This is a genomic window from Nocardia sp. NRRL S-836 (genome assembly GCF_001279525.1).
Classification (GTDB): domain Bacteria; phylum Actinomycetota; class Actinomycetes; order Mycobacteriales; family Pseudonocardiaceae; genus Lentzea.
This window is the reverse complement of the sequence record NZ_LGDY01000126.1, coordinates 1-26,290: the sequence shown is the minus strand read 5'-3', so window position 1 is coordinate 26,290 and position 26,290 is coordinate 1. Positions and strand designations below refer to the sequence as shown.

Sequence of the window (26,290 nt, the reverse complement as noted above, 5' to 3'; positions counted from 1 at the left end):
GCCAGGTTCCCCGTGGCGTGAGTAACCCGGTACCGCAGACAGGGGGAGACCTGATGAGAGATCGGGACGCCGCGTTCCAGGAGTACTTCGCGGCCCGTTCCGACGCCATGCGCGGCACGGCCTATCTGCTGTGCGGCGACTGGCATCGCGCGGAAGACCTCGTGCAGCAAGCCTTCACGAAGCTCTACCTGGCGTGGCGGCGGATCGAGCGGCACGAGGCGCTGGACGCCTACACCAGGCAGGTGCTGGTGCGGACGTTCCTGTCCGAGCGCCGGCGCGGGTGGTTCCGGTTCGAGTCGGTGAGCGACGACGTCGCCGACTCGGCGGCTCCGCCAGGGCGTTACCCGGAGGAGCGGATGGTGTTGCTGGAGGCGCTGGCGAAGGTGCCTCCCAGACAGCGTGCGTGCCTCGTCCTGCGGTACTGGGAGGACATGTCCGTCGAGCAGACGGCCGCTGTCCTCAAGTGTTCGGAAGGAACCGTGAAGAGCCAGGCCGCGCGGGGGCTGCAGACGCTGCGCGGTCTGCTCGAACAGCAGGAGAGGGTTCGATGAACGAACAGGACCTCAGAACGGCGTTCCAGGACGTGGTGGTGACCAGCAGCCCCCCGCCGGCCATGGACCCTAACCGCGCGCTCCACGTGGCGCGCAAGGCCCGGTCAGCCAGGCGGTCGTCGCTGGTCGGTGCGGTGGTCGCGGTGCTCGTGGTGGGCATCGGCCTCGGGTCGGCGTTCGCGCTCAACCCGGCGGGCACGCGGGACTACCTGACCGGAGCGGGACCCAGCAGCAGCAGCTCCAGGCCGAGCGGCTCGACCATGGCGTGGGCGTCCGAGCAGCCCGACCGGTCCGCGAGCCAGGGGCCGCAGGCCGTTCGCGCCGAGCAGCTGCTGGACGCTGTCAAACGGTCCGCGTGGTCGTACGGGTACGAGACGCCCGCGCTGAAGTACCAGAACACGCAGTCCGGTAACGGCGAGATGATGCACGCCCAGGCGGTGCTCGCGTCCGACCCCGGCGAGCAGCCGGAGCTCTGGCAGTTCACGGCGTACGTGCCGGTGCGCAAGAACGGCAAGGTCGGCAAGCTGGTCATCGAGGTGTCCACGCCCGGTCCGCGGCACGCCTCGGAACCGTGTGCGCTGGCCAAGCAGTTCTGGGGCAAGAGCAAGGCGATGTGCAAGGTGCGCAACGTCAACGGGCTGCAGGTCGGTGACGCGGCCAGCCAGGAACCGGGCGGCGTGCTGGGCTGGATGTCCTACAAGCACCCGAACGGCTGGGTCGTGACCGTGGCCCAGAGCGCGGGCTTCGACGGGGGCGGCTACCCGGCGCTCGACGTCGAGCCGTTCGAGGGGTCGGAGCTCGCGGCCATGGCGGTCGACCCGAAGTTCGCCAACTTGGGCTGACCCGCGCGACAAGGAGGGCGGTCACGTTCCGTGGCCGCCCTCTCTCGTGCGTCCGAACGGGTGTTTTGCCAGGTAGAGTGCCGCGCGAAATGCGAACTCTGCTCATCGACAACTACGACTCGTTCACGTTCAACCTCTTCCAGCACCTCGCCCAGGTGAACGGGGCCGAACCCGTGGTCGTCCACAACGACGACCCGCGCTTCCGGCTGGCCGCACTGCGGTCGTTCGACAACGTGGTGATCTCACCGGGACCCGGCAGGCCGGGGAACCCCGCCGACTTCGGCGTCTGCCGGGCGGTGATCGAGCACGCGGAGATCCCGTTGCTCGGGGTGTGCCTGGGCCATCAGGGGCTGTGCCTGTCTTACGGCGCCACGGTCGGTCCTGCACCCGTGCCGCGTCACGGCATCGTCTCGCCGGTGAGGCACACGGGTGTGGACGTGTTCGCGGGCCTGCCGTCGCCTCTCGACGTGGTCCGTTATCACTCCCTGGCCGTCACCGACCTGCCTTCTTCTTTGGAGGCCGTCGCGTGGAGCGATGACGGCGTGCTGATGGGTGTGCGCGCTCTCGACCGTCCCGCGTGGGGTGTGCAGTTCCACCCCGAGTCGATCTGCACCGAGTCCGGGCGCGACTTGCTCGCCAACTTCGCCGCCCTCACGCCGACGCGCTCCGCCGCCGTGCCGGAACCCGTGGTGGTTCGTAAAGCGGCTCAGCAGCGCCCTGTACACGTCCGCCGTCTCGACCTGGTCGTGGACGCCGAAGAAGTGTTCGCGGCGCTCTACGGGGCCGCTGAGACCGCGTTCTGGCTGGACAGCGGTTCCGGTGGCCGGTTCTCGTTCTTCGGCGACGCCTCCGGGCCGCTCGCGCGGGTGGCCCGCTACTCGGTGCCGGACCAGGAGCTCGTCGTCGACGGGATAGCCGAGCACTGCCCGTCGTTCTTCTCGTGGCTCGACGAGGACCTGGCGGCGTGGGGCGTGCACCAGCCCGACGTGCCCTTCGACTTCGCCCTGGGCTGGGTCGGCTACCTCGGCTACGAGCTGAAATCGGAATGCGGCGGTGACTTCGCCCACCGCGCCGAACAACCGGACGCGTCGTTCGTCTTCGCGGACCGGGCACTCGTGATCGACCACCACGAGCACACCGTCCACTTGCTCTCGCTGACCGACGACGACTGGTTCGATCGGGTGGCCGGTGTTCTGCACTCACTTCGCCCGCTGCCACCCGCTACGGCACCTGTTGTGTCGTCTGTGCGGCTGCGGCACCCACGCGCGCACTACCTGAAGCTGATCGGCGCCTGTCAGGAGGCGATCACCGCGGGGGAGACGTACGAGGTCTGCCTGACGAACATGATGTCCTGGCAGGCCGCACTGGATCCATGGGACACCTATCGGCTGCTCCGCGCCGCAAATCCCGTTCCGTTCGGCGCACTGCTGCGTTTCGGTGAACTGTCCGTGCTCAGCGCGTCACCCGAACGATTTATCCGGGTTGACCGAGATGGTGTGGTGGAGTCTTCGCCGATCAAGGGCACCCGTCCCCGCGGTGAAGACGCCGCCGAAGACGAGATGATGCGCACCGGCTTGGCCCGATCGGTCAAGGACCGCGCCGAGAACCTGATGATCGTGGACCTCGTCCGCAACGATCTCGGCACCTGCGCGGAAGTCGGTTCGGTCGAGGTGACGAGGTTGTTCGACGTCGAGACCTACTCGACCGTCCACCAATTGGTGAGCACCGTGCGCGCACGACTTCGACCGGACAGTTCCGCCGTCCGCTGTGTTCGGGCGGCGTTTCCCGGCGGATCCATGACCGGTGCACCGAAGATCCGGACCATGCAGATCCTCGACGGGGTGGAAGCCGGTCCACGCGGGGTGTACTCGGGAGCCCTCGGATACTTCTCGCTCAACGGCGCCGCGGACTTCAGCATCGTCATCCGAACCCTGGTGCGCAACGGCGACCAGGTCAGTTTCGGTGTCGGCGGAGCAGTCATCTCGCTGTCCGAGCCCGACGCGGAATTCGAGGAGACGGCGGTCAAGGCGACAGCGGTGTTGCGGCTGTTCGGAGCGGACTTTCCCGGTCGCTGATCCCACGCGTTGTGCGGAAGGAACTCGACCGGCCCGGCCACGGCCGGGCGGCACAACATCTGCACTTGGTTAACACGTCGGCCGGCGGTCCGGCCGACGTGTGGAAACCATGCTTGTTCCAGCAGGTCAGGAGGCGTGCGCTTCCTGGAACTGCACGACCAGGTTCTGCGGAATGCGGCCGCGGTCCGAGATCTGGTGCCCCTGCGCGCGAGCCCAGTCACGAATGCGCTGCGCCTCAGCCTTGTCGGTGGCCTTCACCGTCGACTTGCCGGTGCCCTTGCGCTGCTTGCGGCCACCCGCACGACGAGCCTTGGCGACGAAGTCCGCCAGCGACTCACGAAGCCGCTCCGCATTTCCCTTCGACAGGTCGATGGCGTACTCGACACCGTCAAGTGCGAAGGTCACGGTCTCGTCGGCTTCTCCGCCGTCGAGGTCGTCGATGAGTTGGACGACGGTCTGCTGTGCCACTGTTCCTCCGTTGGGTACTCACATAGCACGCGGATCCTCGACGTAACCACGTGCTCCGACAACACCATAGTCCACACGAGGAAAAACGGCGAACCTTTCGCCGCTAAAATGTGACCCAACCGCCCGGTCGGGGCATTTTGCGGCCGAAACCGCAGGGGTGTTATGGGTCCAAAATGTGCAGCTAGTCGTCTCATCACGGCGCCGTTGCTGGGCTTGCCGGACGCTTCACCATTCCCGCTGACGGAGCAGCGTCACACATAACGCGCCCCCACCCGGTCCGGGTATCCTGCACATACCCGCCAGGGGAGGGAAGGTCAGGAGCGATGCACGGGTACACCGCCGACAAGGACGCTTACCTCAAGCGACTGCGCCGCATCGAAGGACAGATCCGCGGCCTGCAGCGCATGGTCGAGAACGACGAATACTGCATCGACGTCCTCACCCAGATCGCCGCCGCCACGAAGGCACTCCAAGCCGTCTCGCTCGGGTTGCTCGACGAGCACCTCAAGCATTGTGTCGCCCAGGCCGTCGCCGAAGGCGGCCCCGTGGCCGACGAGAAGCTCGCCGAGGCCACCGCCGCCATCAGCCGATTGGTGAAGTCCTGAGGGTCCCCACAACAAACCCGTGGCACAGATCCGCTAGAGTTCACCCCGCCACGCCCCCGTAGCCCAATCGGCAGAGGCAGCGGACTCAAAATCCGTCCAGTGTGCGTTCGAGTCGCACCGGGGGCACCACGAGGAAGCCAACAGGACCGTCACCCGGTGGGTGGCGGTCCTGTTGGCGTACTGGCGTTCGGTGAAGGTCGCGTGGCGGCTCACGGTCACAACGCGGATGTTCAACACGAGCAGGTATTCCGCGGCTTTTTCGAGAAAACCCCGAGCACTGCGTCGTCGCGGTGGGCGGGCCGCAGCAGCCCACCCACCGCCGTCAGAACCCGGTGGCGCGCAGGTGCCCGGCCATGGTCCGCGGGGCCCGGCCCAGCACCCGTGCCAGGTCGGGCGTCTGCCGTTCCAGGGCGCCGGCGCGGACCTGCGCGGTGAGCCACCGCATCGGGCCGGGCCCGTCGTCGGGCACCTCGCGGTAGGTCACGCCCAGTGCCTCGGCGACCTCCGGGTGGGTCCACAGCGGACCCGTGAGGTCGTAGGCCTTCCCGAGGTGCGCGTCGTCGAGGAGCACCGCGGCGGCGGCGTCGGCCAGGTCGGCGCGGAACGCGGTGTTCAGGCCGCGGCCGCCCGTGCTGGCCGTCAGCTCGCCGTCGACGATCCTGGGCACGAACGCGTCGCTGTAGAACGGGTGCCGCAGCAGCGTGTGCGGCACCCCGCTGTCGCGGAGGGCCTGTTCCGTCGCGTGGTGTGCCTCGGTGAGCCCCGTCGCCGTGGTGTCGGCGCCCAGGAAGCTGGTGTAGGCGATGGCGCCCACCCCGGCGTCACGGGCGGCGGAGATGGCATTGCGGTGCTGGGCCACGCGCTTGGCCGCGTCCAGCTCGGGTGACGAGATCAGCAGCAGCCGGTCGGCGCCGTCGAACGCCGCCCGCAGACCGGCCGGGTCGTCGTAGTCCCCGTGCCGCACCGCGACGCCCTCCGGCGCGCGGGACGGGTCGCGGACCGCCGCGACCACCTCGGTGTGCGCCGACAACCGCTCGACGACAAGGCGTCCCAGTGCTCCGGACGCGGCCGTGACGACGATCAAGTGCCCTCCTCCGCTCGACGATGATCGCCAAGCAAAGCCGTGCGGGCCGGGCCGGCGCCACTGGATTACCCGGCACCCCCGGCCTGGCGGGGCGGCACGCCGCAGACGCGTGTTCACGAGGTCTTTCCGTTGTGTTTCCGGGGGTTGCGGGCGGGGGCGGGGGCAACCGGCTCGGCCGCTGGGGCGTGGGGGTCGTGAGGCGGACCGGTAAGGTGTCCGCGAAGTTGGCGGGAAAAGCCGTGGCGCTCGCGACGTGGGCCGCGCTGGGGACCTGCACAGCAAAAACAACGGAGGGGTTGCCGCGATGAACGGTGCTGCGGGCAATAGGACGAACGCGCTGCTGGCGGATGTGCACAGGACGGTGGCGGACAAGTCCTGCGCAGCGCTGTCGTTCGACATCTTCGACACGATCCTGTGGCGGCGGGTGCCGCGGCCCGCGGACGTGTTCGGGATCATCGGCTCGCGGCTGCGGGCGGCCGGACTCGCACCGGCGTGGCTGACGGACGCCACGTTCCGGCGCATGCGCATCGAGGCCGAGCGCAAGGCCCGCCGCGACCACGGCGACCTCGGGCCCGAGGTGTCGCTGTTCGACATCTGGCGCGCGATGCCGCAGGGCACGTTCGACCTGGCGCTGCTGGAGAAGCTGGTCGCGCAGGAGATCGAGGTCGAACGCGAGTTCACCGTCGTCGACCTCGACATGGCCGCGCTGATCGACGCCGCCCACCGCAACGGCGTGCCGCTGGTGCTGGTCTCCGACACCTACTTCACCGAGGAGCAGCTGGCCTACCTGCTCGACCGGCCCGAGCTGGCCGCGTTGAAGGACGCCAAGGTCTACCGCTCCCACCAGCACGGCCTCGACAAGACCAACGGGTTGTTCGAGATCGTGCTCGGCGACCTGGGGCTGTCCGCCGAGCAGGTCGTGCACGTCGGCGACAACGAGGTGGCCGACATCGAGACCGGCGCCGAGCTGGGCATGCGGGTCGTGCACTACCGCCGCATCGACCAGCCGCTCGCCGTCGTGCTCGACCGCGAGGGTGAGCCGGAGGACCACTTCGGCGACTACGCGCCGATTCTCGACGAGGTGCACGGCGACTACGGCATCACCAGCCTGCGTGCGAAGACGTTGCAGGCCTACGGCCACGACGGCGAGTCGGGCAACGACGTCGCGTGGCGCTACGGCGCCGCCGTGCTCGGCCCCGTGCTGACCGGTTTCGCCGAGTGGGTCGCCATGCGGGCGCACGAGGACGGCACCAAGGTGCTGTGGTGCCCCATGCGCGAGGGTGAGCTGCTCTCGGAGCTGATCAACGAGGCCGCGCAGGCCCGTGGCTGGGACGTGCGGGCCAAGCCCGTGTGGCTGTCGCGGCACGTCACCTCGATCGCCGCGCTGGACAGCTTCGACGTCGACTCGGTGCACGAGTTCATCCGCCGCAGCCACAACCTCAACGTCCGCGAGCTGCTGTCGGTGCTGCACCTGCGCACCGGCGAGGTGCCCGCGCTGGTCAACGAGCTCGACACCATCGTCGACAACGGTGACATCGCCGAACGCGTCGCCATCGCCCTGACCGAGTCGCCGCACCTGCAGAACCGGCTCAAGGCCACCATCACCGCCAACCGCGAGCGCATGGTCCGCCACCTGCGCTCCGTCGGCGCGCTCGACGAGCCCGAGATGGTCATGGTCGACCTGGGCTGGGGCGGCACCATCCAGCGCCAGCTCGCCGCCGCGCTGAAGATCGCCGGCATCCCCGTGAAGCCCGCCGGCCTCTACCTGGCCACCGACAACCGCTCCGCCCTCGCGTACGGCGCCGGCCTGCGGCTGGAGGGCTACCTGGCGCAGGCCGGGCACCCCGCCGACGTGTGCGGCGCGATCGTGCGCAGCCCCGAGGTGCTGGAGCAGTGCGTCAACGCGCTGTGCGGCTCCCTGGTCGGGTTCACCGAGGACGGCAACCCCGTGCTGGGCCGCGTCAGCGAGTCCGCCACGCAGAACGCCGAACGCAGTGCCGCCCAGCAGGGCATGCTGGCGTTCCAGCGGATGTGGCACGACTACGTGCGCGCGTCCGGCGGCACCTGGGCCACGCTCACCCGCCAGACGGCGCGGGACCGGCTGGCCAACATCCTGGTGGCCGCGATCAAGGCGCCCACCCCCGGCGAGGCCGCGGTGTTCGGCAACTGGGTGCACGAGGACAACTTCGGCTCGACCCTGGTCACCAAGGTCGTCCCGGACGACCTGGTCGCCGCGCTGCCGTACCTGTCGCCGCTGGACCTCGCCGACCTGGGCATGCGCGACTCGTTCTGGCCCTCGCTGCTCTCCGCCTCCGACACCGGTCTCGCCGCGGCGGGCACCGCGCTGTCCACCGGCGCGATCGCCCCCGACGTGTTCGAGGCGTCCGGCGAGCCGTCCGAGACGACGCTGTACTACCGCACCGGCGCGAACAAGTGGACCAAGGCGGGCAGCCGCCGCGTGCGGATCAACCGCAACGGCCTGTCGTTCGCCCGCCTGTACTTCGAGCACCACGACACCCTGGACCTGTCGCTGATCATCCCCGGTCGGCCCGCGATCGTGCGGATCGACTGGATCGAGGTCAGCGGCAACGGCGGCCGCCGCCCGCTGCCCGAGCCGCTGCGGTGGGAGACGCCCGACGACTTCACGGCGATGGGCTACCACGGCGCCCGCTGGCTCGGCGCGAACCTGGTCGAGTTCAACGGCCCCGAGTCGGCGGTCGTGCTGAAGGTCAGCGACCGGGTCGGTGCGCCGATGTCGTCGGGCTACGTCACCGTGGCGTTCGCGATGCTGCCGCAGTCGCTGTCCAACCTGTCCGCGACCCCGCCCTCGTCGGCGTCCCGCGCCCAGCGGATCAGTGGCCGGCTGCGTGCCGAGTATCGTGCGCGCGGTGCCAAGGGTGTTGCCGCGACCGCCGCACGTGTGGCGGTGCGCAAGTTGGGAGGCGCTCAGTGAACCACGGTGTTGACGTCATCGGCAGCCGGGAGGACCCGCACGCCTCGATCCGCGCCGCGCGCGGACTGCCGTTGATGCTGCACTCGCTCTCGGTGCTGCGCGAGCAGTTCGAGATCGTCTTCGCCCACCGGAAGATCAAGAAGGTGGTGGAGGTCGGCGTCGAGTCCGGCCAGGTCAGCTCCATCTACACGGAGCTGGGCGCGGACGAGGTGTACTGCGTCGACCCGTTCCCGAGCGACGAGCTGCGCGCCGCGCTCGCCGAGCACCCGCGGCTGCACCTGGTCGAGCGGGCCTCGCCGGAGGTGCTGGCCGAGCTGCCGGTCGCGGACCTGTACGTGATCGATGGCGACCACAACTACGCCGTCGTGAACGCCGAGGTCTCCTGGATCACGGCGAACGCACCGAACGCCGTGGTCGTGTTCAACGACCTGCTGTGGCCGTGCGCGCGCCGCGACATGTACTACCAGCCGTCCCCGCTGCCGGAGTCCGACCGGCACGAGTCGTCCGACCAGGGCCCCACCGTCTTCCACGACGAGCTGACCCCGGCCGGCCTGGTCGGTCTCGGCGCGTTCACGTGGGCGGTCGAGGCCGGCGGCGAACGCAACGGCGTGCTGACCGCCGTCGAGGACGCGGTCGAGGCGGCCGGTGCGGACGACTGGTACCTGGAGGTCGTGCCCGCCGTGTTCGGGTTCGGCATCCTGATGCGCAAGACCGCGCCGGGCGCCGACAAGATCATGGCGGGGTTGCGGCCGTACACGCACTCCAAGCTGATCGCCACGCTGGAGGCGAACCGGATCGCGCTCTACTCCCGGGTCCTGCAGATGCAGTACGAGGCGGTCGCGCACGCCGACGACGCCGACCGGCTGGCCGAGTCGATCAACGCGCAGCGCTACGAGATCGACCGGCTGCGCGCCGAGCTGGACCGCGTCACGCACGAGGCGGACGAGCTGCGCCGGGAGAACGACCGGCTGCGTGACCCGGTGTCCGCGATGCCGGTGCCGGACCTGACGTCGGCGGCCCGCAACCTCAAGCGCGCCGCGGGGCACTGGGTGAAGCAGGCCCGCCAGGGCTGAGCTTCTTCACCAGAACGTAAAAAACGCTCGGCCGGGTAACTTCCGGCCGAGCGTTTTCACTTCTTCGTAAATTCCTCAGGTGTTCACCGGTGGCCGGCGACCGCGGGCACCCGGTCCTCGGCGTCGTCGAGCTGTCCCGGTTCGGCCGCCAGCGGCGTCTTCGGCAGGCGTGAGGCCGCCCAGTACATCGCCCACAGCACCAGCACGCCCGCGAGGCCCAGCACGAGCGGCAGCACCGATCCGTACGGCGGGTGCCAGCTGCCCTTGAGCGGGTTGAAGATGGCCGTGCCGGACTGCCAGCGGGTCATGGTGAAGGCCAGGCACACGAAGTGGATCGGCAGCAGCAACGTCGCCAGCAGCCGCGTCATCGTCCGGAAGTGGTCCGGGGTGAACAGCCGGTGCGCCATGACGTGCGCCGCCAGCAACGGGATGCCGACCGCACCGGGCAGGAAGTACCGGCCCTGGTTGAACCAGTTCGTCTGGTTGATCAGGATGATCTCCATGGCGGCGTACGGCACGAAGCTGCCGACGAAGTAGAGCACCATCCGCCAGCGGTCGACCCGCTTGCCGACGACCAGCGCCGCCAGCACCAGGAAACCGAGCGCCGCGAACCACACCACGTACACCAGGCGCGGCATCAGCGTCTCGGCCCAGCCCATCACGCCGACCATCTGGTTGGCCACGTTCGGCCACATGTCCATGAAGGCGGACCGGAGCACGTCCTTGAAGCCGTAGCCGAGGTTGCGCTCCGTGAGCTCGGCGGTCTTCGTGTACAGCGTCCACGCCGCCGACAGGACCGTCGCCAGCACGACCACGCCGATACCCACCATGACCAGCCGTTGCCGGAACAGGAACCTGACGCGCTGCCAGGACACCGGCAGCACCATCACGCCGAGGATCACGAAGAGCCACATCACCCCGCTGAACCGGGGCGTCACGAGCACGGCTCCCGACACCACCGCCAGCCACAGCGCCGGTTTGTTCAGGTCGTCGCGTTTCTCGTGCAGGAGCGCGAGGAGCGAGATCGCGAGCGTCAGGCCCGCGGTGATCTCCACGCCGTTCGGGTTGACCGCCCCACCCAGGTGCGCGGTCATCGGCGTCACGGCGGCGACCACGCCCACGAGCGCCGCCTTGTACCTGGTCCAGCGCACCGCGGCGACCACCGCGCACGCCAGCATGGCGGCCATCAGGGCACCGTTGAGCAGCCGGGCGGCCATGATGCCCTTCCACTCGGGCCAGAAGCCCAGCGGCCAGCCCACCAGGGAGTAGTAGATCGGGTTGAACCGGGCCTCGGACACGTAACGCTCGGTGAGCGAGGTGTCACCACCCGGCTCCTCGGCGCAGTCGGCCGCGACGGTCACGTGCATCGGGAAGCAGTTGCGGTGCTCCACCGAGCCGTCCGGGCCGACCGCGTTGTTCTTGTCCAGGCTCTGGGGGACGAGCTGTGTCCGTCCATCGGGGACGATGTCGCCCTGCATGATCCCTGCCGCGCGCAGGACGTGCTGCTCTTCGTCCGGTGGTCCGTCGTACGGTGCCGCGAACGCCCAGCCTGCGTTGACAAGCAGGAAACCCAGGAAGGCGACCAGCCAGAGCCGTACTCCCGAACGTTGCTCCGTCATGGCCGCGTATTTTATGGGGGGATGCCTGAGTCGCCTGCGGCGGATCGGTCATCAGGGGGAAGCCGGGGGTCCGCTATGGTCGCCTCCTCCATGACAAGCGAGTCCCACCTCACCCGCGTTGACGGAGCATCTGCACTATGACCTTGTCGAACCAGATCGCGCAGGACTCGTCTCAGACGGAGGCCGACGTTCTCGAGCTGACGATCGTCCTGCCCTGTCTCAACGAGGCGGAGACCCTCGAAACCTGTGTCCGCAAGGCCAAGCAGTCCATCGAGCGGCTGGGGGTGAAGGGCGAGGTCGTCGTGGCCGACAACGGCTCCACGGACGGCTCGCAGGACATCGCCCGCGCCAACGGTGCCCGCGTGGTGGACGTGCCCCGCCGAGGCTACGGCGCCGCGCTCATGGCCGGCATCGAGGCCGCCGGGGGCAAGTACGTGCTGATGGCCGACGCGGACGACAGCTACGCCCTGGACGACATCGAGGGCTTCCTGGTCGAGCTGCGCAAGGGCGCCGACCTGGTCATGGGAAACCGCTTCCAGGGCGGCATCGCGCCGGGCGCCATGCCGTTCCTGCACCGCTACCTGGGCAACCCGGTGCTGTCCAAGGTCGGCAAGGTGTTCTTCCGCATCCCGGTGGGCGACTTCCACTGCGGCATCCGCGCGTTCCGCCGCGACCGCATGCTGGAGCTGGGCCTGCGCACGTCGGGCATGGAGTTCGCGAGCGAGATGGTCGTGCGCTCGGCGCTCAACCACCGCAGCATCGTCGAGGTGCCCACCACGCTGCGCCCCGACGGCCGCAGCCGCGCACCGCACCTGCGCACGTGGCGCGACGGCTGGCGCCACCTGCGCTTCCTGCTCGCGTTCAGCCCGCGCTGGCTGCTGTACTACCCGTCGGCCGTGTTCGGCACGCTCGGTCTGCTCGGCCTGCTGTGGCTGTCGTTCGGCCCGGCGGAGGTCGGCGGCATCGGCTTCGGCCTGCAGTCCATGCTGGCCTTCGCCACGATGTTCATCCTCGGCCTGCAGGGCGTCGGCCTGGCGGTGGTGGCACGTTCCTACGCCGCCCACCTCGGGCTGCTGCCGCCCCCGACCGGCCGGCTGATCCTGCGCATCGCGCGCGCTTCACTGGAGCGCGGCGTGTGGATCGGCGCACTGCTCATCCTGCTCGGCATCGGTTGTTTCGTCGGGGCGGTGCTCACCTGGGGAGCGACCGGCTTCGGCGCGCTGGACGTGGTCGAGACGATGCGCATCCCGATCCTCGGCATGGTGTCGATCGTGTCCGGCTTCCAGATGATCAGCGTCAGCTTCACGCTCAGCCTCACCAGGATCGGCGAGGACTGATCGCACTCCTGCTCGGCCCACCCCTGCTCGGCCACACCACCCAAGGCACCCCACGGAGGAATGCGTGCCCAACATCCACGTCCTGCGCACCGAGCTCGACCGGACGATCAGCGCCCTGAAGGACTCCGTACGGGAGAAGGGCCTGGGCACGACCGTCGGCAGGGTCGCCGCGGTGGCTGCCGGGCAGGCGGCGTTCCCCGTGACCAAGGCGATGCGGCAGAACGAGACGTTCGACTTCCACGGCGAGCGCCTGCCGTACTGGTTCGCGCGGTACAACAACGCGTTCCTCAACGAGCGGACCGTCGAGGTCGCGATCGCCCACTGGTTCCTGTCGCAGAAGCGCGGGCGGGTGCTCGAGGTCGGCAACGTCCTCGTGCACTACGGCTTCCAGGCCGACACCGTGGTGGACAAGTACGAGGTCATCCCGGGCGTCCTGAACGACGACATCATCGACTACCGCCCCGCGGAGCCGTTCGACTCGGTGGTGGCCATCTCGACCCTGGAGCACGTGGGCTGGGACGAGTCGCCGCGCGAGCCGGAGAAGGTGTTCAAGGCCGTCGCGAACGTCCGCGCCTGCGCCAAGCCGGGCGGCCGCGTGCTGGTGACCGTCCCGCTCGGCCACAACGACGCCCTCGACGAGGGGCTGCGCACCGGCGAGGTCAAGTTCCCGGCCGAGAGCTACCTGGTGCGCGACAACCGCCGCAACGAGTGGCGCGAGACGACCGCCGACGAGGCGCTGACCAAGCGGTACGGCCACCCGTACACGGGCGCGAACGGCCTCTACGTCGGCATGGTGCTCTGATCTGAGCTCCGGTTCTCCTCCCCGGTCCGGGCAGACCTCAGCAGCAGCCGGGCGATGCCCGACCGGGAACCGAGCTCCACACCCAGCAGCGCGAGGGTGACGGCGGTGCCCGAGGCCAGGATGACGTGGTGCGGGGTGTCGTGCAGCACCGCCAGCAGCCCCCAGTGGGTCACGGCGATGCCGATCATCCCGGTCACCATCCGCTTGCTCTTGCGCGCGATCGAGAACGTCAGGTGCACCCACAGCACCGCCGCCCCCGTCATGACCAGCGCGAGCAGCGGCAGCAACGGCTTGGACGCGGCGTACTGGGGACCGAACGTCACGCTCAGCACCCACGTCGGCATGGCCCACAGGCCACCCGCCACGGCCAGACCGGCGGCCGCGGTCAGCGCGTGCGTCTTCAGCACCGCCGTGTCGGCCGACTCGCCCCGCTCCAGCGCCGCCGACGCTCGCGGCAGCAGGACCATCGCCAGTGCGGCGGGGGCGAACAGCGCCACCTTGCCCAGCAGCACCGCGCTCGCGTAGAGCCCGCGGTCGGCCTCGGCCAGCATCGCCTGGGCGACCAGCAGGTCCACGTTCGTCAGCGACGAGAACGCCAGCAGGCCGGCCATCGCGGACAGCGTGTTCGTCGAGGACGGCGCCGTCGTCGGTGCCACCTTCACGACGTCCACCAGCGGCCGCGCCAGCACCGCCAGGCCGAGCAGGCTGGCGATGATCATCGCCCACATGCTGCCGGTCATGCCCGCCGCGAGCAGGCACAGCGGCAGCAGCACCAGCCGCAGCAGGCCCAGCGGCCCGGCCAGCGAGAACGCGACATAGCCGAACTTCTCCATGCCCTGCGCGACACCGGTGATGGCCAGCAGCAGGTACGTCGTGCCGATCCACAGCCCGGCGAGCACCACCGCCTGCACCGAGCCGATGTTCAGCCGGTCCGACAGCACCGGGCTCAGCGCGACGATCGCCGCCGCGACCAGCAGTGCCGCCAGACCCATGCGGCGGCCCTGCTGCCGCAGGTAGGCGGACACCTCGCCGGGGGTGCCGGAGGTCCGCAGCACGGCCACGTTGCGCGTGATCGCGAGCTGCACGCCGTTGACCGGCGTCCACATGATCGTGCCGAACGCGATCAACGCGGAGATCGCGGCGAACTCCGGGGGAGTCACCATCCGCGCGGCGACCACGTAGAACAGGTAGTTGCCGCCGTGGCCGGCGAAGCTCGCGATCAGCACGAGCAGCCCGGCGCGCCGTCCGTCGCTCATCGGCCGGACTCCGCGAGCCGGCGGTACACGTCCGCGGTGGCGTCGGCGGTGCGCTGCCAGGTGAACAGCGTGGCGCGCTTGCGGCCGGAGTCGGCGAGGGTGCCGGGGTCGGTGACGACCTCGCGCACGGTCCTGGCGATCGACGCCGGGTCGTGCGGGTCGAAGTACCGCATGGCGTCGCCGCCCACCTCGCGCAGGATCGGGATGTCCGAGCCGGCCACCGGGCAGCCGCGGGCCATGGCCTCCAGCACCGGCAGGCCGAAGCCCTCGAACAGCGTCGGGAACGCGTAGGCGCTCGCGGTGTCGTAGAGGCGTTCGAGCTCGGCGTCGGTCACCCAGCCGAGCAGCTCCACGTCGTCGCGCAGGCCCAGCTGCTCGACCAGCGGGACCAGCGGGTCGTCGCCGTGGCTGCCGGTGATCACGAGCTTCGGGCGCTCGGCCCGCGGGATCAGCGTCCACGCCTCGACCAGCCGTGCGAAGTTCTTGTGCGGCATCCGGTTGCCGCTGGCCAGCACGAACGGCCTGGCCGGGCGCTCGTGGTGCTCCAGCGGGTCGACCGGCGCGACGCCGAGCGGGATCACGTCGACCTCGGTGCGCCCCAGCAGCTCGCGGATGTCGTTCGCCGAGACCTCGCTGATCGTGATGATCCGGTTCGCGGCGCGCGCGGTGGCCTTCTGCAGCGTCTGCACGCCCTTGGCCCTGCCGCCGGGCACCCACTCGGGGTGGCGGGCGGCGAGCAGGTCGTGCACGGTCACCACGGTCGGCAGCAGGCGCACGGCCGGGCCGAAGTTCGACGGGCAGTGCAGCACGTCCGCCCTGATGCCGCGGGCACGTGGCCCGACGGCCAGCATCTCCGCCACCGCCCACGCGGCGCGGTTCTCGCCGGACACCGGCAGCGGCACGACCTCGCCGGGGAACCAGGCGGGCGGGTGCGCGGCCAGCTCGCGGTTGCCGATGCCGACGAACCGCAGGTCGTCGTGGCCGGCCAGGTGCGCGAACAGGTGCTTGGCGTAGCTCTCGGTGCCGCCCTTCTTCCCGGTGAAGAAGACCAGGTCGACGGCGACTCGCAACGGGGCGCTCATCGGGTGGCGGCCTGCACCAGGCGGTCCAGGACCTGCCGCGCGGCCGCCTGGATCGTGTTGGTCTTGCTGACGCGCAGGTACCAGTCGTGCGTGGACTTGCGCAGCGGCTCGCCCGCGCTCACCACGGACACGATCGCCTCGCCCAGGTCGGCGGCACCGGCCGACGGTGCGACCTGGCCGTTGACCCCGTTCTCGACGAGCTCCACCGACGCGTTGTCCTCGGCGTCGGCCAGCACGACCGGCGTGCCGACGGCCGCGGCCTCGACCACGACCAGGCCGTAGCCCTCGCGCTGCGACGGGTTCACCAGCACCGCCGCGGTGCGGATGCCCTGGTCGAGCTCCTCCTGGCTCACGAACCCCGGCGTGCGGACGACGTCGCGCAGGCCGAGCCGGTCGATCTCGGCCTCGACGGCCGCGCGTGACGGGCCCTCGCCGAAGATGGTCGCGGTCAGGTCCGGGATCTGCTTGCGGGCGTGCGCGATGGCGGCGGGCAGCGCCTCGACCCGCTTGTCCTGGATGTGCCTGCCGACGTAGACGACGTTCGGCGGGGTGGTCACGGCCAGCTGCGGCTCGATGTCGCCCTTCGGGTCGATCAGGCCGGGGCTCACGACCGGCTCGCTGCGCAGGCCGGAGCGCTTGAGGCGGCGGCCGTTCATCTGCGAGTGGCACGACGCCACCGGGCTGAGCTTGGCCGCGGTCCACTGCAGCACGCTCGCCACGGTGCCGATCGCGAACCCGGAGTACTCGCGGAACTGGCTGGGGCGCCAGACCTCCAGCCAGTCCACGCCCAGGGCGGTCTTGGTACCGAGCAACGCCGCTCGCACGGCCAGGACGTTCGTGGTGGGCAGCGCGGCCACCAGCACCGCGTCGTAACGGCCGCGGTGCGCGCGCAGGTGCTGCGCCAGGCCCTTCGCGTACCGGAGGGCCGGTCCGAGCGTGCGCACGCCGTTCGCGTCGTACAGCTCGCGGTCGGTGCTCACCGCGATGATCTCGACGCCCTCGACGACCGGCGGCTCGTCCCACTGCAGCCGGGTCAGGTAGGTCACCTCGTGGCCGGCCGCGACGAACTCCTCCGCGAACCGGCGGTACTGCCGCTCGCCACCCCCCTTTGACCAGGGAAAGAGGGAGTCGTAGGCAATGGCGATACGCACGTGCGGATCCATCCGTCGAAGGCAGGCACTCACTCGGAGGACCCGATGATATCGGCCTCTCATCAGCACGAAGCACGCCCCGTTGCGCCCTGGGACCCCACCGTGGGAGGGTTAATTAGTAATTAACCTTGCTGCGATCTTGGGAGGACCGGTGACCGCGATGTCGTTGCACGTCGAGGTGGACCACGCGCTCGGCGGGCGCTGGACGTCGTTGCGCGCCGGGGACCGCGAATGGTTGTGGCACAGGGAGGATCCGGCCCGTGCGACCGTGGTGCCCGGCGACGCGTGGGTGGACGCGGGCGGCCTGGAGGAGTGCGTGCCGACGTTGCGCGGCCTGCCCGACCACGGTGACGTGTGGAGCCGGCCGTGGCACGAGGTGGACGGCTGGTGGGTCGTGGAGACGCCGGAGTTCGCGTTACGCCGGCGCATCGGTTCCGAGGGTGACGCGGTCGTCGCGGACTACGAACTGACCGCGGAAGCCGGATACCGGTTCGTGTGGGCGGCACACGCGTTGCTCGAAGTCGGTCAGGACGCCCGTCTGGAAGCACCGGACGGCGCCGAGGTGCTGATCGCCGATCCCGCGCCGGTGCTGGGCGAGTGGCCCGCCGGGCTCGCCGCACTGGGACCGGACGACGGCACGGCGACGGGCGCGGTGCTGCGCCACGACCGGATCGGCGTCGTGGACGGTGAGCACCGGCTGGACCTGCGGGTCGAGTGCGCTGACCAGCCGGTGTCGATCGCGTTGTGGCGGAACCTGAAGGGCTGGCCGGAACCGGAGCCGTACCGCAGCGTCGGGGTGGAGCCCATGGTCGGCGCGAGCTTCGAGCGGACCGACCGGGAGGACCGGGTCGCGGTCGTGCCTGCCGACGGGATCGTGCGCTGGCGGCTCACCGTGGAGGCCTCACGCCGGTAGGACGGCGTCCCGGCACGTGCCTGCCGTGAGCTGATCTGCCCACAGCAGCAACGGAAGCGCGTCCGGCGGCGGCACCGGCATCGTCGGGACCATGACGAACGAGAAGATGTTCAGTCCCGGCCTGCGGGAGCGGTTCTTCGCCCAGCGGGTGCTGATCCTCGACGGCGCCCTCGACGACGACAACGGCACGGTGCTCGCGACCCAGATGCTGTCACTGGCCAGTGAGGACCCGCGCCAGGACATCGCGCTGTGGATCCACTCGCCCGGCGGTTCGGTGCCGGCGATGCTCGCGATCCGCGACGTGATGCGGCTGGTGCCGTGCGACGTGGCGACCCTGGCGCTGGGCCTGGCGTGCAGCGCGGGCCAGTTCCTGCTCTCCGCCGGTACCAAGGGGAAGCGGTTCGCCCTGCCGCACGCCAGGATCCTGATGCACCAGGGTTCCGCGGGCATCGGCGGTTCCGCGGTGGAGGTCGAGGTGCAGGCCGACGACCTGCGCCACACCAGGGACACGGTGCTCGGGCTGATCGCGGAGGACACCGGGCAGCCGTTCGACCGGATCTTCACGGACTCGCTGCACGACCGGTGGTTCACCACGGACCAGGCCCGCGAGTACGGGTTCATCGACCACGTCGTCAGCGACCTCGGCCAGGTCGTCCCCGTCCGCACCCACCAGCTCGGCCTGCACGCGGGAGCCGTCGCATGAGCACCTACACGATCCCCAACGTCATCACCCGCGACGCCCGCGGCGAGCGGATCATGGACGTCTACTCGCACCTGCTGAGCTCGCGGATCGTCTACCTCGGCACCGGCATCGACTCGGGCGTGGCCAACGCGCTGATCGCGCAGTTGCTGCACCTGGAGTCCGACAACCCGGACATGGAAATCAACCTCTACATCAACTGTGAGGGCGGCGACCCGTCGGCGATGCTCGCGCTGTACGACACCATGCGCTACATCAAGGCGCCGGTGGCCACGACGTGCGTGGGCCAGGCGGTCGCGGCGGGCGCGGTGCTGCTGGCGGCGGGAGCGGAGGGGCGGCGTTCGCTGCTGCCGCACGCCAGGGTCGTGCTGCACCAGCCGGCGGCGCAGGGCCGCGGCACGATCCCGGACCTGATCCTCGCGGCGGACGAGGTCGTCCGGGTGCGGTCCCAGCTGGAGGCGGTGCTGTCCAGGCACACCGGGCGTGACGTGGCCCAGCTGCGCCACGACACCGACCGCGACCGGGTGTTCGACGCGGAGGGTGCCGTGGCGTACGGGCTCGCCGACCGGGTGCTGGAGCAGCGTTAGGCGGCCATCAGCACCGGGCCGTCCGGACGGCTGACCGGCCGCCTGGTCAGCACCGGGCCGCCGGGGCGGTTGACCGTCCTGGCGGTCTGGAAGTGCCGGACCTGGCCCGCGATGCCGACGAGCAGGTCGGCCAGGTCCACGCCCAGCGCGCCGGTGACCGCGGCGATCATCTCGCTCGACGGTTCCTTGCGGCCACGTTCGATCTCGGACAGGTACTGCGTCGAGATGCCCGCCCGTTCGGCGACGTCGACCAGGCGGGCACCCTGGCGCTCCCTGATCTCGCGCAGCTTCCGGCCGAGCGCCTCCCGCCACAGCGGCTGCGGCTCGCGCTTGCCCTTGAAGTCGAAGATGTCCGCCATGCGGTCATCGTGACAGCACCCGGACGTGCTCCAACGGGCATTCTGCTGTCGGCAGAAAGGGCCCGGCGCGTCAGCTCAACGCCGCGACCACCGGGCACGTCTCCCGCGGCCCGTTCGCGGCGACGTCGAGCAACGCGAGCCGCACCCGGTCGAGGTCGCGCATGCGCTCCTCGATCTCGCCGACCTTCTCCTCGATCACCCCGTCCAGCCCGGCCACGTCGATCGGACCGGCGGACAGCGCGAGGATCTGGTCGATCTCGGTGAGCGTGAACCCCAGCAGCTGCGCGCGGCGGATGAACTTCAGCCGCTTCACCGCCTCCGGCTCGTACTCGCGGTAGCCGCCGCTGGTGCGCGCCGACGGGACGACGAGCCCGCGCCGTTCGTAGAACCGCACCGTGCTGATGCCCACGCCGGCGGACCTGGCCAGTTCGGAGATGCGCACCACCGGAACCTACCCGGCCCTGCGGTCGGCGAGCAGCGCGCGCAGCTGTGCCGCGCCCCAGAACAGCTCCAGCGCCAGGAACAGCACCAGCACCGTCGTCTCACCCTGCCACAGCGCCCACGTGAACCAGCAGCAGAACACCGCCCTGCCCACGGTGTCCGCGGCGATCAGCGCCGGTTCGGGCCGCAGCCACCGGACGACCGACCACATCACCACGACCGTGCCGAACAGCGTGGCGAACAACAACGTCATGGTGGTCGGTGCGGGCGGTGGGTCACCGGGCAGCCCGAGCGTGCCGTCTGCCACGCCGAACAGGTCCAGTGCCGCCGTCGCGGTCCACGGGGTGAGGAAGGCGGCACTCGCCACCAGGTCGTACAACGCGCCCGCCCGGCCCCACCCGGCCACCGCGGTGCGGTTCGTGGTCTCGATCACCCGGCCACCCTGAACCCTGCACCACGGTGCCGAGTCAAGTCCGGTCAGGAGAACGGGATGGACCGCGCCGAGCGCAACGCCTTGTCCACGTCCCGCCAGTAGGCGCGGAAGTCGCCGGGTGCCGTGCCCGACCGGCGGTACTCCTCGCCCTGTGCGCGCAGGAGGTCCATGTGCTCGGCGGTGAGGATCACGAAGAACTCCCACCGGTTCTGCCCTGTCATCGCGGGAACGGCGCGGTGGCGCCCCCGTTCCAGCTCGCGGTGGATCATCTTCAGGTCCAGCACGTGCTCGCGGTCCGCCTCGGCCCGCAGGGTGCCGGCCAGCGTGCCCACCAGGGCGATCAGCCGGTCGTAGTCGTCCAGCCGGAGCTCGACGGTGTAGGTGCAGCGGTGGGTGCTGACCCGGTTCTCCCGCCTGCGCCGCCACCAGACCGGGGCGAAGTCGTGCGCGGGCACGGACGGGTCGTCGCGCAACCGCCGGGCGAGCTCGCGCAGGTTGCCGTCGCCGACGCACTCCCGGTACTCGAACGCCACCGCGCGCAGCGAGATCTTGCCGGGGTGCAGCGAACTGAAGTGCCGCAACAGCAGCGACTGGTCCTGTTCGGACAGCGTGCCCCACTCGCCGTACGGCCCGCCGCACGCCTCGGCCAGCTCGTCCAGGCACATGGCGGCCGCGAAGAGCTCGTCACCGCCCCACTCCTCGTTGATCCACCGGACGAACCCGGGATGCGCCGCGTTCATCGTTTCCCTCCCCGCGATCGAGGGTATCGCCGGAGCGCACGGTTGGCTGGTGCCAAATCAATGACATCGGGAACGGGCAACGGGCATGATCGCGCGCATGAGACCTGGGGGCGGACTTCTCGTGGTGGTGGCGTTGCTCGCCACCCTGACGTCGTGCGGAAGGCACGCGGCGATCCGGCAGGACCCGGTCCTGCCACCACCGGTGGCGCGGTCCGCGCCGACGCAACCGGAACCGGCCTGCGCGGACGGCCTGCGCTTCACCACGGAAGGCGGTGACGCGGCCTCCGGCCTGCGCGTGATGTCGGTCGAGGTGGTCAACTGCGGCACGGAACCGGTGCAGCTCAACGGTCATCCGCAGGTGCGCCTGCTCGACGAGCGCTGGCAGCCGCTGGACGTGTCGGTCCTGCCCGGCTCCGGCGGCATCGCGCAGGTCGGCGGCTTCGACGACCCGCCACAGCCGATCACCGTGCGGCCGGGGGAGCGCGCGCGGTCGGCGTTCCTGTGGCGCAACACCCACACCACGACCGGCCCGCCGCAGGTCGGCAGCCACGTCGACATCGCGGCCGCACCCGGCGGCGCCTGGCAGTCGCTGGTCCCGGTGTCCCCGGCACGCGACATCAACATCGACCTGGGCAACACCGGCCGCGTCGGCGTGCGCGCCTGGTACCGGTGACGAGGGCACCCGTGCGCGGAACCGTCCACTCGTGACCACCGTGTTAACACTTCGGGCGGCGCTTGGTTCCCGTGTTCTGATGGGCTCATGTCGACCGCCGCCCTGCTGAGCTTCACGCTCGTCGCGCTGCTGACCGTCATCACACCGGGCCTGGAAACGCTGCTGGTGCTGCGCACGGCCCTGCTCGTCAGCCGGCGCGCGGCGATGGGCGTCGTGGTCGGCAGCACGCTGGGCTGCCTGGTGTGGGCCACGGCGGGCCTGGTCGGCCTGACGGCACTGCTGACCGCGTCCGAACTCGCCTACGACCTGGTCCGCGTCCTCGGCGCCGCCTACCTGGTCCACCTGGGTGTCAAGGCGTTGTGGACAGCGCGCAAACCCGCCGCCCTGGACGAACCGGCGCCGGCCCCGTCCATCCGCGCGGCCGTGCGGGTGGGCCTGCTGACGAACCTGCTCAACCCCAAACCCGGCGTCTTCTACCTCTCGCTGCTGCCGCAGTTCCTGCCCGCGTCCGCGCCGTCGTGGGGCGTGCTGCTCGTCGCCATCCACCTCGGCATCGGCCTGCTGTGGTTCCCGGTCCTGATCGCACTGGCCGGCCGGGCCCGCGCTTTCCTGCTGCGCCAACGCCTTCTGCTGGACCGGCTCACCGCGTCCGTGCTGATCGCACTGGGCCTGAAACTGGCCGCCGAGACGCGGTGAGCCGAACCCCCCGTCAGCCGCAGTGCACGCCGCCGACCGAGCGGGACCCCCTCTTGCCACCCGCCCACGTGCGCGCGTGCAACGAGATGCACTTGCCCTTGCCGATCACCGACGCCGGACCCGCGTACTCGTAGAAGTTGCCGGAGTCGAAGTCGTTGTTGATGCCCGGACGGTTGTTGTCGTCCTCGCGGAAGTCGTTGGTGTAGATGGAGATGTCGATCTGGCTCCGCGACGCCTGGTAGGCGGCCGCCTTGAGGTTCACCGCACAGTTCCGCCCCGTGTCGGCGTTGTAGTAGAGCCGGATGGTGCTCAGCGTGACGTTGCCGGTCTCACTCTTCACCGCGTAGGTGTCGATGAGGTTGCCGGCACACCCGTACTCCGCCGCGTGGGCGGCCGTCGGAGCCACCACGCTGACGGCGCCCGCCGCGAGCACCGTGGCGAGGACCTTCGCGAAACGTGTCATGGTCCCCACGCTCGCGCAGGGCGGTTAAACAGCGGTTAATCACACCACCGGCAGTCCGCGCGCCCGCAGCCTGTGTTCCGCGCGCAACGCCTTCAGCGGTAGGTAGTACGGGTTGTGCTTGTTGTGGGCGATGTTGAGCGGCAACGTTTCCGTCTGGATGATCCGCTGTTCCACCAGTTCCGGTGTGTCGTCGAGAACGTATGCCACACGTGCGTGCGCGGCCATCCATTCCGATAACAGGTCCTCGCCGCGTTTCGTGAACGTCAGCCTGGTTCCGCTGCCCACCCGGCGGAGCTCGATGCCCAGCACATCGGCCAGGTGACACCCCAGCGTGAGCCGCAGCGTGGAGCCCTCGGCGTTGCCGCGGAAGTGGTACCTGATCCGCCGCCGCAGGTGCTCGCGACTCGGCCGCCCGCCGGCCGGGGCTTCCCTGGGCGCGATGCCCACGTAGAGCAGGGTGCCGAACTCGCCGGTGCGGCACCCTTCCGCAGGCACTCCGGGTGGAAGCTCGTCGAAGTACCACGCGTAGACACCGGCCGCCGCCGGAACGACCGAGTCCCGGCCCACCGCCTCGTTCCGCGTGACCACGCGCTTAGGGCTCAGCAACGCCATCGTGCGCTGCAGGTACTCCTGGTCGTCCAAGTACGCCTCCCGCTCGCCAGCCCCACCTCTATCACACGAATGGGTGACAAAGGTGGGGGGCGATCAGGACGCGCGCTTGCTGAGCTCGTTGGACGAGCTCCACACCTGGGTCGACGGCACGGCTACCAGCGGCCCGCGCTCTCGTCGTTCGTCGCCGAGCGGTGCCAGGCCGCGAGCGCCACCCGGTTCGGCAGGCCGAGCTTCGTGCGGATGTTGACCACCTGCCGGTCCGCGGTCCGCGGCGAGATGAACAGCCGCGTGGCGATCTGCTTCGAGCTGAAGCCGTCGGCCACCAGGCCGGCGATCGTGAACTCCTGCCTGGTCAGCCCGCCCGGCAGGGTCGGCCTGGGCGGCCGTCGCTCGGAGTCGGGCACCGGCTCCAGCGCGAACTCCATCGCCTGCTCGTGGCGCAGGTCCGCACCCAGCGTCGCGATCACCGGGTAGTCGTCGCCCAGCGCCCGCCGGACGCTGCGGTCCGCCCGTTCCAGCAGCGTGCGGAACGGCGCCAGGCCGGCGAACGAGATCCGCGCGCCGCGTTCCTGCGACCGCAGCGCGCCCAGCAGCCGGGCCGCCCGGTCGTGCGCGCCCAGCTCGGCGCACGCGCAGGCGAGCAGCCACAGGCTGAAGGCGGGACCCCAGGCGTCGCCGAGGGTCAGCTGGACGCGCAGCGCCTCCACGGCCCGCTGGTGCGCCTGCGCCGGGTCGCCGTGCAGCAGCTCGTAGAGGCCGCGGTGCCACCGGCCCCACGCGCTCGACCAGGCCACGCCGTTGTCCTCGGCCTGCGCGGCCAGCGCCGTGGTGGCCTTGTCCGCGGCCTCGGCGTCGAGCAGGAAGCACGACGCCATCGCGAGGAACAGCTCGGCGACGTACGTGTCACCCGGCGTCGAGTGCTCCTGGCGCAGCTCGACGAGCCGCCCGTACAACGGCAGGCAGTCCGCCGAGCCCTCCGCCAGGAAGAGGTGCGTCGCCTCGACCCACATCAGGTCCGCGCCGGACCCGGCCTGCCGCGCCACCTCACGTGCCTCGCCGACCAGCGGGACCGCCGTCGCCACATCGCCCTGCACCTGGGCGATCCACGCCCGGTGCGCCAGCAGCGACGTCCGCAACGACGGCTCGGTGACGGCCTCGCACGCGACGGCCAGCAGGTCCCGCACCTGACCGAGCAGACCCGCGAACGCCGGGAACCGGGTCCGTTCGACATCGATTGTCATCGCCGCGCCGGTCGCCGCCAGGTCCGGTGTCCGCAGCGCGTACCCGATCGCGGCCCTGACGTTCGGCCACTCCTCGTGCAGGCGCGCCATCCACAGCGAGTCGTCCCGCGAGAACCACGACCTCGCCGCCTCCGCCAGGAACTCGCTGTAGTGCCGCACGTGCCTGCGCCGCACGGAGTCGTTGTCCCGCACCAAGCTCGACCCGAACCGCGCCACGGCGTTCGGCAGCCGGTACCGCGGCTGTCCCGTCACCGGGCTCGTCGCCGCCACCACGAGCGCCCTGCGCACCAACGCCCGCACCTCGCCGCCGCCCACCGCTTCGGCCGCCGCCCGGTCGAAGTCCGCCGGGAACACCGTCAACGCCGCCCACAGCGCCCGTTCCTCCTCCGAACAGTGCCGCGCCGACCACTCGAACACAGCCGCCTGGTCCGCCCCGCCCCACTGCTCCAGCACGTCCCGCAACGGCAGCTCCGCCACCCGCGCCGCCACCAGCTCGACCGCCAGCGGCACCCCGCCCACCGCCTCGCACAACGCCGCGACCTCGGGCAGGTCCACGTCGCTGAGCGCCGCCCCGGCCGCCTCCGCCCGGTCGAGGAACAGCCGCACCGCCTCGCCCACCGCGAGCGGCGGCACCTGCACCACGTGTTCGCCGTAGACGTTCAACGGCTCCCGCGAGGTCGTGAGGACCGTGAGCCCCTTGCAGTCCCGCAACAGGCGGTGCACCAGGTCCCGGACGGCGTCGAGCAGGTGCTCGCAGCCGTCCAGCACGAGCAGCAGGTGCTTGTCGTACAACGACTCCACCAGCCGGTTCACCCCCGGCTCCGGCGCGTTGTCCACTACCCGCAGTCCCGCCGCGACCGTCCTCGCCAGCAACGCCGGGTCCTCGATCCCCGCCAGCGGCACCACCCGGACATCGTGTTGGAAAGCGCTCTCCCGTACCGCCGCACGGCACGTCTCGACCGCGACCCGCGTCTTGCCCACCCCACCGGCACCGGCCAGCGTCACCAGGCGCGACCGGCCGAGCAGCGCCCTGGTTTCGGCCAGCACCGCGGGCCGGCCGATGAACGTCGTGGATTGGGCAGGCAGATCACCCCGCACGGTCATCGGCGCATCTTTGCTCAGCGAACGCACGCCCTGGCAAGAAGGATCGTCTCACCACCCTTTCGGCCTAGCACTCTCACCCGGCGCGCCCACCGCCCACACCAAGCCGGCGCCCACCGCTCAGTCCCACCCGGAGCGCACGGGCAAGCTCCGCCCACGCGCTGGCAAGCCTCGTCCTCCGCGTCCGTGGGCACGCCCGTTGCAAAGCCGCGCCCGCCGGTGGTTTTCATCTGGCGCGTCAATCAACAAGCCTCACCCAGCGTCCATCGGCCAACCGAATCCGACCGCTTGCGGGCCACGTCGTCTCCCCGATCTCCAACCCCGCCAGCCCACCGCGCCGCGAGGCCACCTCGCCGGGCCAGCCCTCCGCGCGGCCAGCCCTCCGCGCGGCCAGGCCACCGTGCGGCCAGCCCACTGCCCGCCAGCCCACTGC

26 protein-coding genes and 1 tRNA gene are annotated in these 26,290 nt (G+C 70.6%); 14 read left to right on the top strand and 13 right to left on the bottom strand.

The window, feature by feature from the left end; all coding sequences use genetic code 11:
• Positions 1–53: 53 nt before the first annotated feature.
• The 3 genes from ADL03_RS35000 to pabB all read left to right on the top strand — a co-directional run bounded on the left by ADL03_RS35000 (position 54) and on the right by pabB (position 3,468).
• Positions 54–551: a SigE family RNA polymerase sigma factor gene (locus ADL03_RS35000; RefSeq protein ID WP_053737897.1), complete on the top strand. Its 498-nt coding sequence runs from the start codon at positions 54–56 to the stop codon at positions 549–551.
• Positions 548–1,393 (top strand): hypothetical protein, encoded by an 846-nt coding sequence (locus ADL03_RS34995; protein ID WP_053737896.1) that lies wholly within the window; start codon positions 548–550, stop codon positions 1,391–1,393. The genes ADL03_RS35000 and ADL03_RS34995 overlap by 4 nt, the downstream gene beginning before the upstream one ends.
• An 89-nt stretch (positions 1,394–1,482) precedes the next feature.
• Positions 1,483–3,468 carry an aminodeoxychorismate synthase component I gene (gene pabB / locus ADL03_RS34990; protein ID WP_053737895.1) on the top strand — a complete coding sequence of 662 codons (1,986 nt, stop codon included), beginning with the start codon at positions 1,483–1,485 and terminating at the stop codon, positions 3,466–3,468.
• 126 nt (positions 3,469–3,594) lie between these two features.
• Here the strand turns inward: pabB and ADL03_RS34985 are convergent, their stop codons facing one another.
• The gene (locus ADL03_RS34985) at positions 3,595–3,936 is read right to left on the bottom strand and encodes an Lsr2 family protein (RefSeq protein WP_053737894.1); all 342 of its coding nucleotides are present in this window, start codon (positions 3,934–3,936) and stop codon (positions 3,595–3,597) included.
• 323 nt (positions 3,937–4,259) lie between these two features.
• On the opposite strand from ADL03_RS34985, the gene ADL03_RS34980 reads away from it, so the two are divergent.
• Together ADL03_RS34980 and ADL03_RS34975 are read left to right on the top strand one after the other, a co-directional pair.
• The gene (locus ADL03_RS34980; protein ID WP_053737893.1) at positions 4,260–4,541 is read left to right on the top strand and encodes a metal-sensitive transcriptional regulator; all 282 of its coding nucleotides are present in this window, start codon (positions 4,260–4,262) and stop codon (positions 4,539–4,541) included.
• A gap of 52 nt (positions 4,542–4,593) precedes the next feature.
• Positions 4,594–4,670 (top strand) — tRNA-Leu (locus ADL03_RS34975).
• A gap of 193 nt (positions 4,671–4,863) precedes the next feature.
• On the opposite strand, the gene ADL03_RS34970 is transcribed toward ADL03_RS34975, so the two are convergent.
• Positions 4,864–5,625 (bottom strand): NAD(P)H-binding protein, encoded by a 762-nt coding sequence (locus tag ADL03_RS34970; protein ID WP_053737892.1) that lies wholly within the window; start codon positions 5,623–5,625, stop codon positions 4,864–4,866.
• Positions 5,626–5,929: 304 nt separating this feature from the next.
• Here ADL03_RS34970 and ADL03_RS34965 point away from each other — a divergent pair, with 304 nt between their 5' ends.
• On the top strand, positions 5,930–8,578 hold the full coding sequence (locus tag ADL03_RS34965; RefSeq protein WP_053737891.1) for an HAD family hydrolase: 2,649 nt from the start codon (positions 5,930–5,932) through the stop codon (positions 8,576–8,578).
• Positions 8,575–9,651, top strand: a complete 1,077-nt coding sequence (locus ADL03_RS34960) for a class I SAM-dependent methyltransferase (RefSeq protein WP_053737890.1) — start codon at positions 8,575–8,577, stop codon at positions 9,649–9,651. The genes ADL03_RS34965 and ADL03_RS34960 overlap by 4 nt, the downstream gene beginning before the upstream one ends.
• Positions 9,652–9,734: 83 nt before the next feature.
• On the opposite strand, the gene ADL03_RS34955 is transcribed toward ADL03_RS34960, so the two are convergent.
• A complete protein-coding gene (locus ADL03_RS34955; protein WP_053737889.1) occupies positions 9,735–11,270 on the bottom strand; it encodes a DUF2142 domain-containing protein in 1,536 nt (511 codons plus the stop codon).
• A 137-nt stretch (positions 11,271–11,407) separates the two neighbouring features.
• Between ADL03_RS34955 and ADL03_RS34950 the strand changes: the two genes are divergently transcribed.
• Positions 11,408–12,607, top strand: coding sequence for a glycosyltransferase family 2 protein (locus tag ADL03_RS34950; protein WP_053737888.1), 1,200 nt, complete (start codon positions 11,408–11,410; stop codon positions 12,605–12,607).
• Positions 12,608–12,671: 64 nt separating this feature from the next.
• Entirely contained in the window at positions 12,672–13,409 is a 738-nt protein-coding gene (locus ADL03_RS34945) for a cyclopropane-fatty-acyl-phospholipid synthase family protein (protein WP_053737887.1), read from the top strand.
• On the opposite strand, the gene ADL03_RS50575 is transcribed toward ADL03_RS34945, so the two are convergent.
• The 3 genes from ADL03_RS50575 to ADL03_RS34930 are packed head-to-tail and all read right to left on the bottom strand — an operon-like array spanning position 13,388 to position 16,898.
• Complete coding sequence (locus tag ADL03_RS50575; protein WP_053737886.1) at positions 13,388–14,665, bottom strand: lipopolysaccharide biosynthesis protein; 1,278 nt, start codon at positions 14,663–14,665, stop codon at positions 13,388–13,390. The two genes, ADL03_RS34945 and ADL03_RS50575, sit on opposite strands and share 22 nt — an antisense overlap.
• Positions 14,662–15,747, bottom strand: a complete 1,086-nt coding sequence (locus ADL03_RS34935) for a glycosyltransferase family 1 protein (RefSeq protein WP_082373732.1) — start codon at positions 15,745–15,747, stop codon at positions 14,662–14,664. Before ADL03_RS34935 ends, ADL03_RS50575 begins: the two co-directional genes overlap by 4 nt.
• A complete protein-coding gene (locus ADL03_RS34930) occupies positions 15,744–16,898 on the bottom strand; it encodes a glycosyltransferase family 4 protein (RefSeq protein WP_197288916.1) in 1,155 nt (384 codons plus the stop codon). The genes ADL03_RS34935 and ADL03_RS34930 overlap by 4 nt, the downstream gene beginning before the upstream one ends.
• 151 nt (positions 16,899–17,049) lie before the next feature.
• Here ADL03_RS34930 and ADL03_RS34925 point away from each other — a divergent pair, with 151 nt between their 5' ends.
• From ADL03_RS34925 to ADL03_RS34915, 3 genes are all read left to right on the top strand, one after another.
• Positions 17,050–17,811 (top strand): hypothetical protein, encoded by a 762-nt coding sequence (locus ADL03_RS34925; protein WP_197288915.1) that lies wholly within the window; start codon positions 17,050–17,052, stop codon positions 17,809–17,811.
• Between the two features lie 91 nt (positions 17,812–17,902).
• Positions 17,903–18,514, top strand: coding sequence for a ClpP family protease (locus tag ADL03_RS34920; RefSeq protein WP_053737883.1), 612 nt, complete (start codon positions 17,903–17,905; stop codon positions 18,512–18,514).
• Positions 18,511–19,098, top strand: coding sequence for a ClpP family protease (locus ADL03_RS34915; protein ID WP_053737882.1), 588 nt, complete (start codon positions 18,511–18,513; stop codon positions 19,096–19,098). The genes ADL03_RS34920 and ADL03_RS34915 overlap by 4 nt, the downstream gene beginning before the upstream one ends.
• Here ADL03_RS34915 and ADL03_RS34910 read toward each other — a convergent pair.
• From ADL03_RS34910 to ADL03_RS34895, 4 genes are all read right to left on the bottom strand, one after another.
• Positions 19,095–19,457, bottom strand: a complete 363-nt coding sequence (locus tag ADL03_RS34910) for a helix-turn-helix domain-containing protein (RefSeq protein WP_053737881.1) — start codon at positions 19,455–19,457, stop codon at positions 19,095–19,097. The genes ADL03_RS34915 and ADL03_RS34910 overlap by 4 nt on opposite strands.
• A gap of 70 nt (positions 19,458–19,527) precedes the next feature.
• Positions 19,528–19,899 carry a MerR family transcriptional regulator gene (locus tag ADL03_RS34905; RefSeq protein WP_197288914.1) on the bottom strand — a complete coding sequence of 124 codons (372 nt, stop codon included), beginning with the start codon at positions 19,897–19,899 and terminating at the stop codon, positions 19,528–19,530.
• A gap of 9 nt (positions 19,900–19,908) precedes the next feature.
• Positions 19,909–20,331 (bottom strand): hypothetical protein, encoded by a 423-nt coding sequence (locus ADL03_RS34900; protein WP_082373729.1) that lies wholly within the window; start codon positions 20,329–20,331, stop codon positions 19,909–19,911.
• Between the two features lie 44 nt (positions 20,332–20,375).
• On the bottom strand, positions 20,376–21,071 hold the full coding sequence (locus ADL03_RS34895) for a hypothetical protein (protein WP_053737879.1): 696 nt from the start codon (positions 21,069–21,071) through the stop codon (positions 20,376–20,378).
• 97 nt (positions 21,072–21,168) lie between these two features.
• On the opposite strand from ADL03_RS34895, the gene ADL03_RS34890 reads away from it, so the two are divergent.
• Together ADL03_RS34890 and ADL03_RS34885 are read left to right on the top strand one after the other, a co-directional pair.
• On the top strand, positions 21,169–21,744 hold the full coding sequence (locus ADL03_RS34890; RefSeq protein ID WP_063798816.1) for a DUF4232 domain-containing protein: 576 nt from the start codon (positions 21,169–21,171) through the stop codon (positions 21,742–21,744).
• 87 nt (positions 21,745–21,831) lie between these two features.
• Positions 21,832–22,440 carry a LysE family translocator gene (locus ADL03_RS34885; protein ID WP_053737877.1) on the top strand — a complete coding sequence of 203 codons (609 nt, stop codon included), beginning with the start codon at positions 21,832–21,834 and terminating at the stop codon, positions 22,438–22,440.
• A 13-nt stretch (positions 22,441–22,453) separates the two neighbouring features.
• Here ADL03_RS34885 and ADL03_RS34880 read toward each other — a convergent pair whose 3' ends face one another.
• The 3 genes from ADL03_RS34880 to ADL03_RS34870 all read right to left on the bottom strand — a co-directional run bounded on the left by ADL03_RS34880 (position 22,454) and on the right by ADL03_RS34870 (position 25,860).
• Entirely contained in the window at positions 22,454–22,903 is a 450-nt protein-coding gene (locus ADL03_RS34880) for a hypothetical protein (protein ID WP_053737876.1), read from the bottom strand.
• A 39-nt stretch (positions 22,904–22,942) separates the two neighbouring features.
• Positions 22,943–23,545, bottom strand: a complete 603-nt coding sequence (locus ADL03_RS34875) for a GIY-YIG nuclease family protein (RefSeq protein ID WP_231642641.1) — start codon at positions 23,543–23,545, stop codon at positions 22,943–22,945.
• Between the two features lie 122 nt (positions 23,546–23,667).
• Positions 23,668–25,860 (bottom strand): LuxR C-terminal-related transcriptional regulator, encoded by a 2,193-nt coding sequence (locus tag ADL03_RS34870; RefSeq protein ID WP_053737875.1) that lies wholly within the window; start codon positions 25,858–25,860, stop codon positions 23,668–23,670.
• Positions 25,861–26,290: the final 430 nt, after the last annotated feature.

What these genes read in the sequence shown, in the direction of transcription:
- pabB (WP_053737895.1), top strand. Translation starts at nt 1,483, where the DNA reads ATGCGAACTCTGCTCATCGACAACTACGACTCGTTCACGTTCAACCTC.
- ADL03_RS50575 (WP_053737886.1), bottom strand. Translation starts at nt 14,665, where the DNA reads ATGAGCGACGGACGGCGCGCCGGGCTGCTCGTGCTGATCGCGAGCTTC.
- ADL03_RS34965 (WP_053737891.1), top strand. Translation starts at nt 5,930, where the DNA reads ATGAACGGTGCTGCGGGCAATAGGACGAACGCGCTGCTGGCGGATGTG.
- ADL03_RS34950 (WP_053737888.1), top strand. Translation starts at nt 11,408, where the DNA reads ATGACCTTGTCGAACCAGATCGCGCAGGACTCGTCTCAGACGGAGGCC.
- ADL03_RS35000 (WP_053737897.1), top strand. Translation starts at nt 54, where the DNA reads ATGAGAGATCGGGACGCCGCGTTCCAGGAGTACTTCGCGGCCCGTTCC.
- ADL03_RS34920 (WP_053737883.1), top strand. Translation starts at nt 17,903, where the DNA reads ATGACGAACGAGAAGATGTTCAGTCCCGGCCTGCGGGAGCGGTTCTTC.
- ADL03_RS34995 (WP_053737896.1), top strand. Translation starts at nt 548, where the DNA reads ATGAACGAACAGGACCTCAGAACGGCGTTCCAGGACGTGGTGGTGACC.
- ADL03_RS34890 (WP_063798816.1), top strand. Translation starts at nt 21,169, where the DNA reads ATGAGACCTGGGGGCGGACTTCTCGTGGTGGTGGCGTTGCTCGCCACC.
- ADL03_RS34895 (WP_053737879.1), bottom strand. Translation starts at nt 21,071, where the DNA reads ATGAACGCGGCGCATCCCGGGTTCGTCCGGTGGATCAACGAGGAGTGG.
- ADL03_RS34885 (WP_053737877.1), top strand. Translation starts at nt 21,832, where the DNA reads ATGTCGACCGCCGCCCTGCTGAGCTTCACGCTCGTCGCGCTGCTGACC.
- ADL03_RS34880 (WP_053737876.1), bottom strand. Translation starts at nt 22,903, where the DNA reads ATGACACGTTTCGCGAAGGTCCTCGCCACGGTGCTCGCGGCGGGCGCC.
- ADL03_RS34870 (WP_053737875.1), bottom strand. Translation starts at nt 25,860, where the DNA reads ATGACCGTGCGGGGTGATCTGCCTGCCCAATCCACGACGTTCATCGGC.
- ADL03_RS34915 (WP_053737882.1), top strand. Translation starts at nt 18,511, where the DNA reads ATGAGCACCTACACGATCCCCAACGTCATCACCCGCGACGCCCGCGGC.
- ADL03_RS34910 (WP_053737881.1), bottom strand. Translation starts at nt 19,457, where the DNA reads ATGGCGGACATCTTCGACTTCAAGGGCAAGCGCGAGCCGCAGCCGCTG.
- ADL03_RS34955 (WP_053737889.1), bottom strand. Translation starts at nt 11,270, where the DNA reads ATGACGGAGCAACGTTCGGGAGTACGGCTCTGGCTGGTCGCCTTCCTG.
- ADL03_RS34935 (WP_082373732.1), bottom strand. Translation starts at nt 15,747, where the DNA reads ATGAGCGCCCCGTTGCGAGTCGCCGTCGACCTGGTCTTCTTCACCGGG.
- ADL03_RS34980 (WP_053737893.1), top strand. Translation starts at nt 4,260, where the DNA reads ATGCACGGGTACACCGCCGACAAGGACGCTTACCTCAAGCGACTGCGC.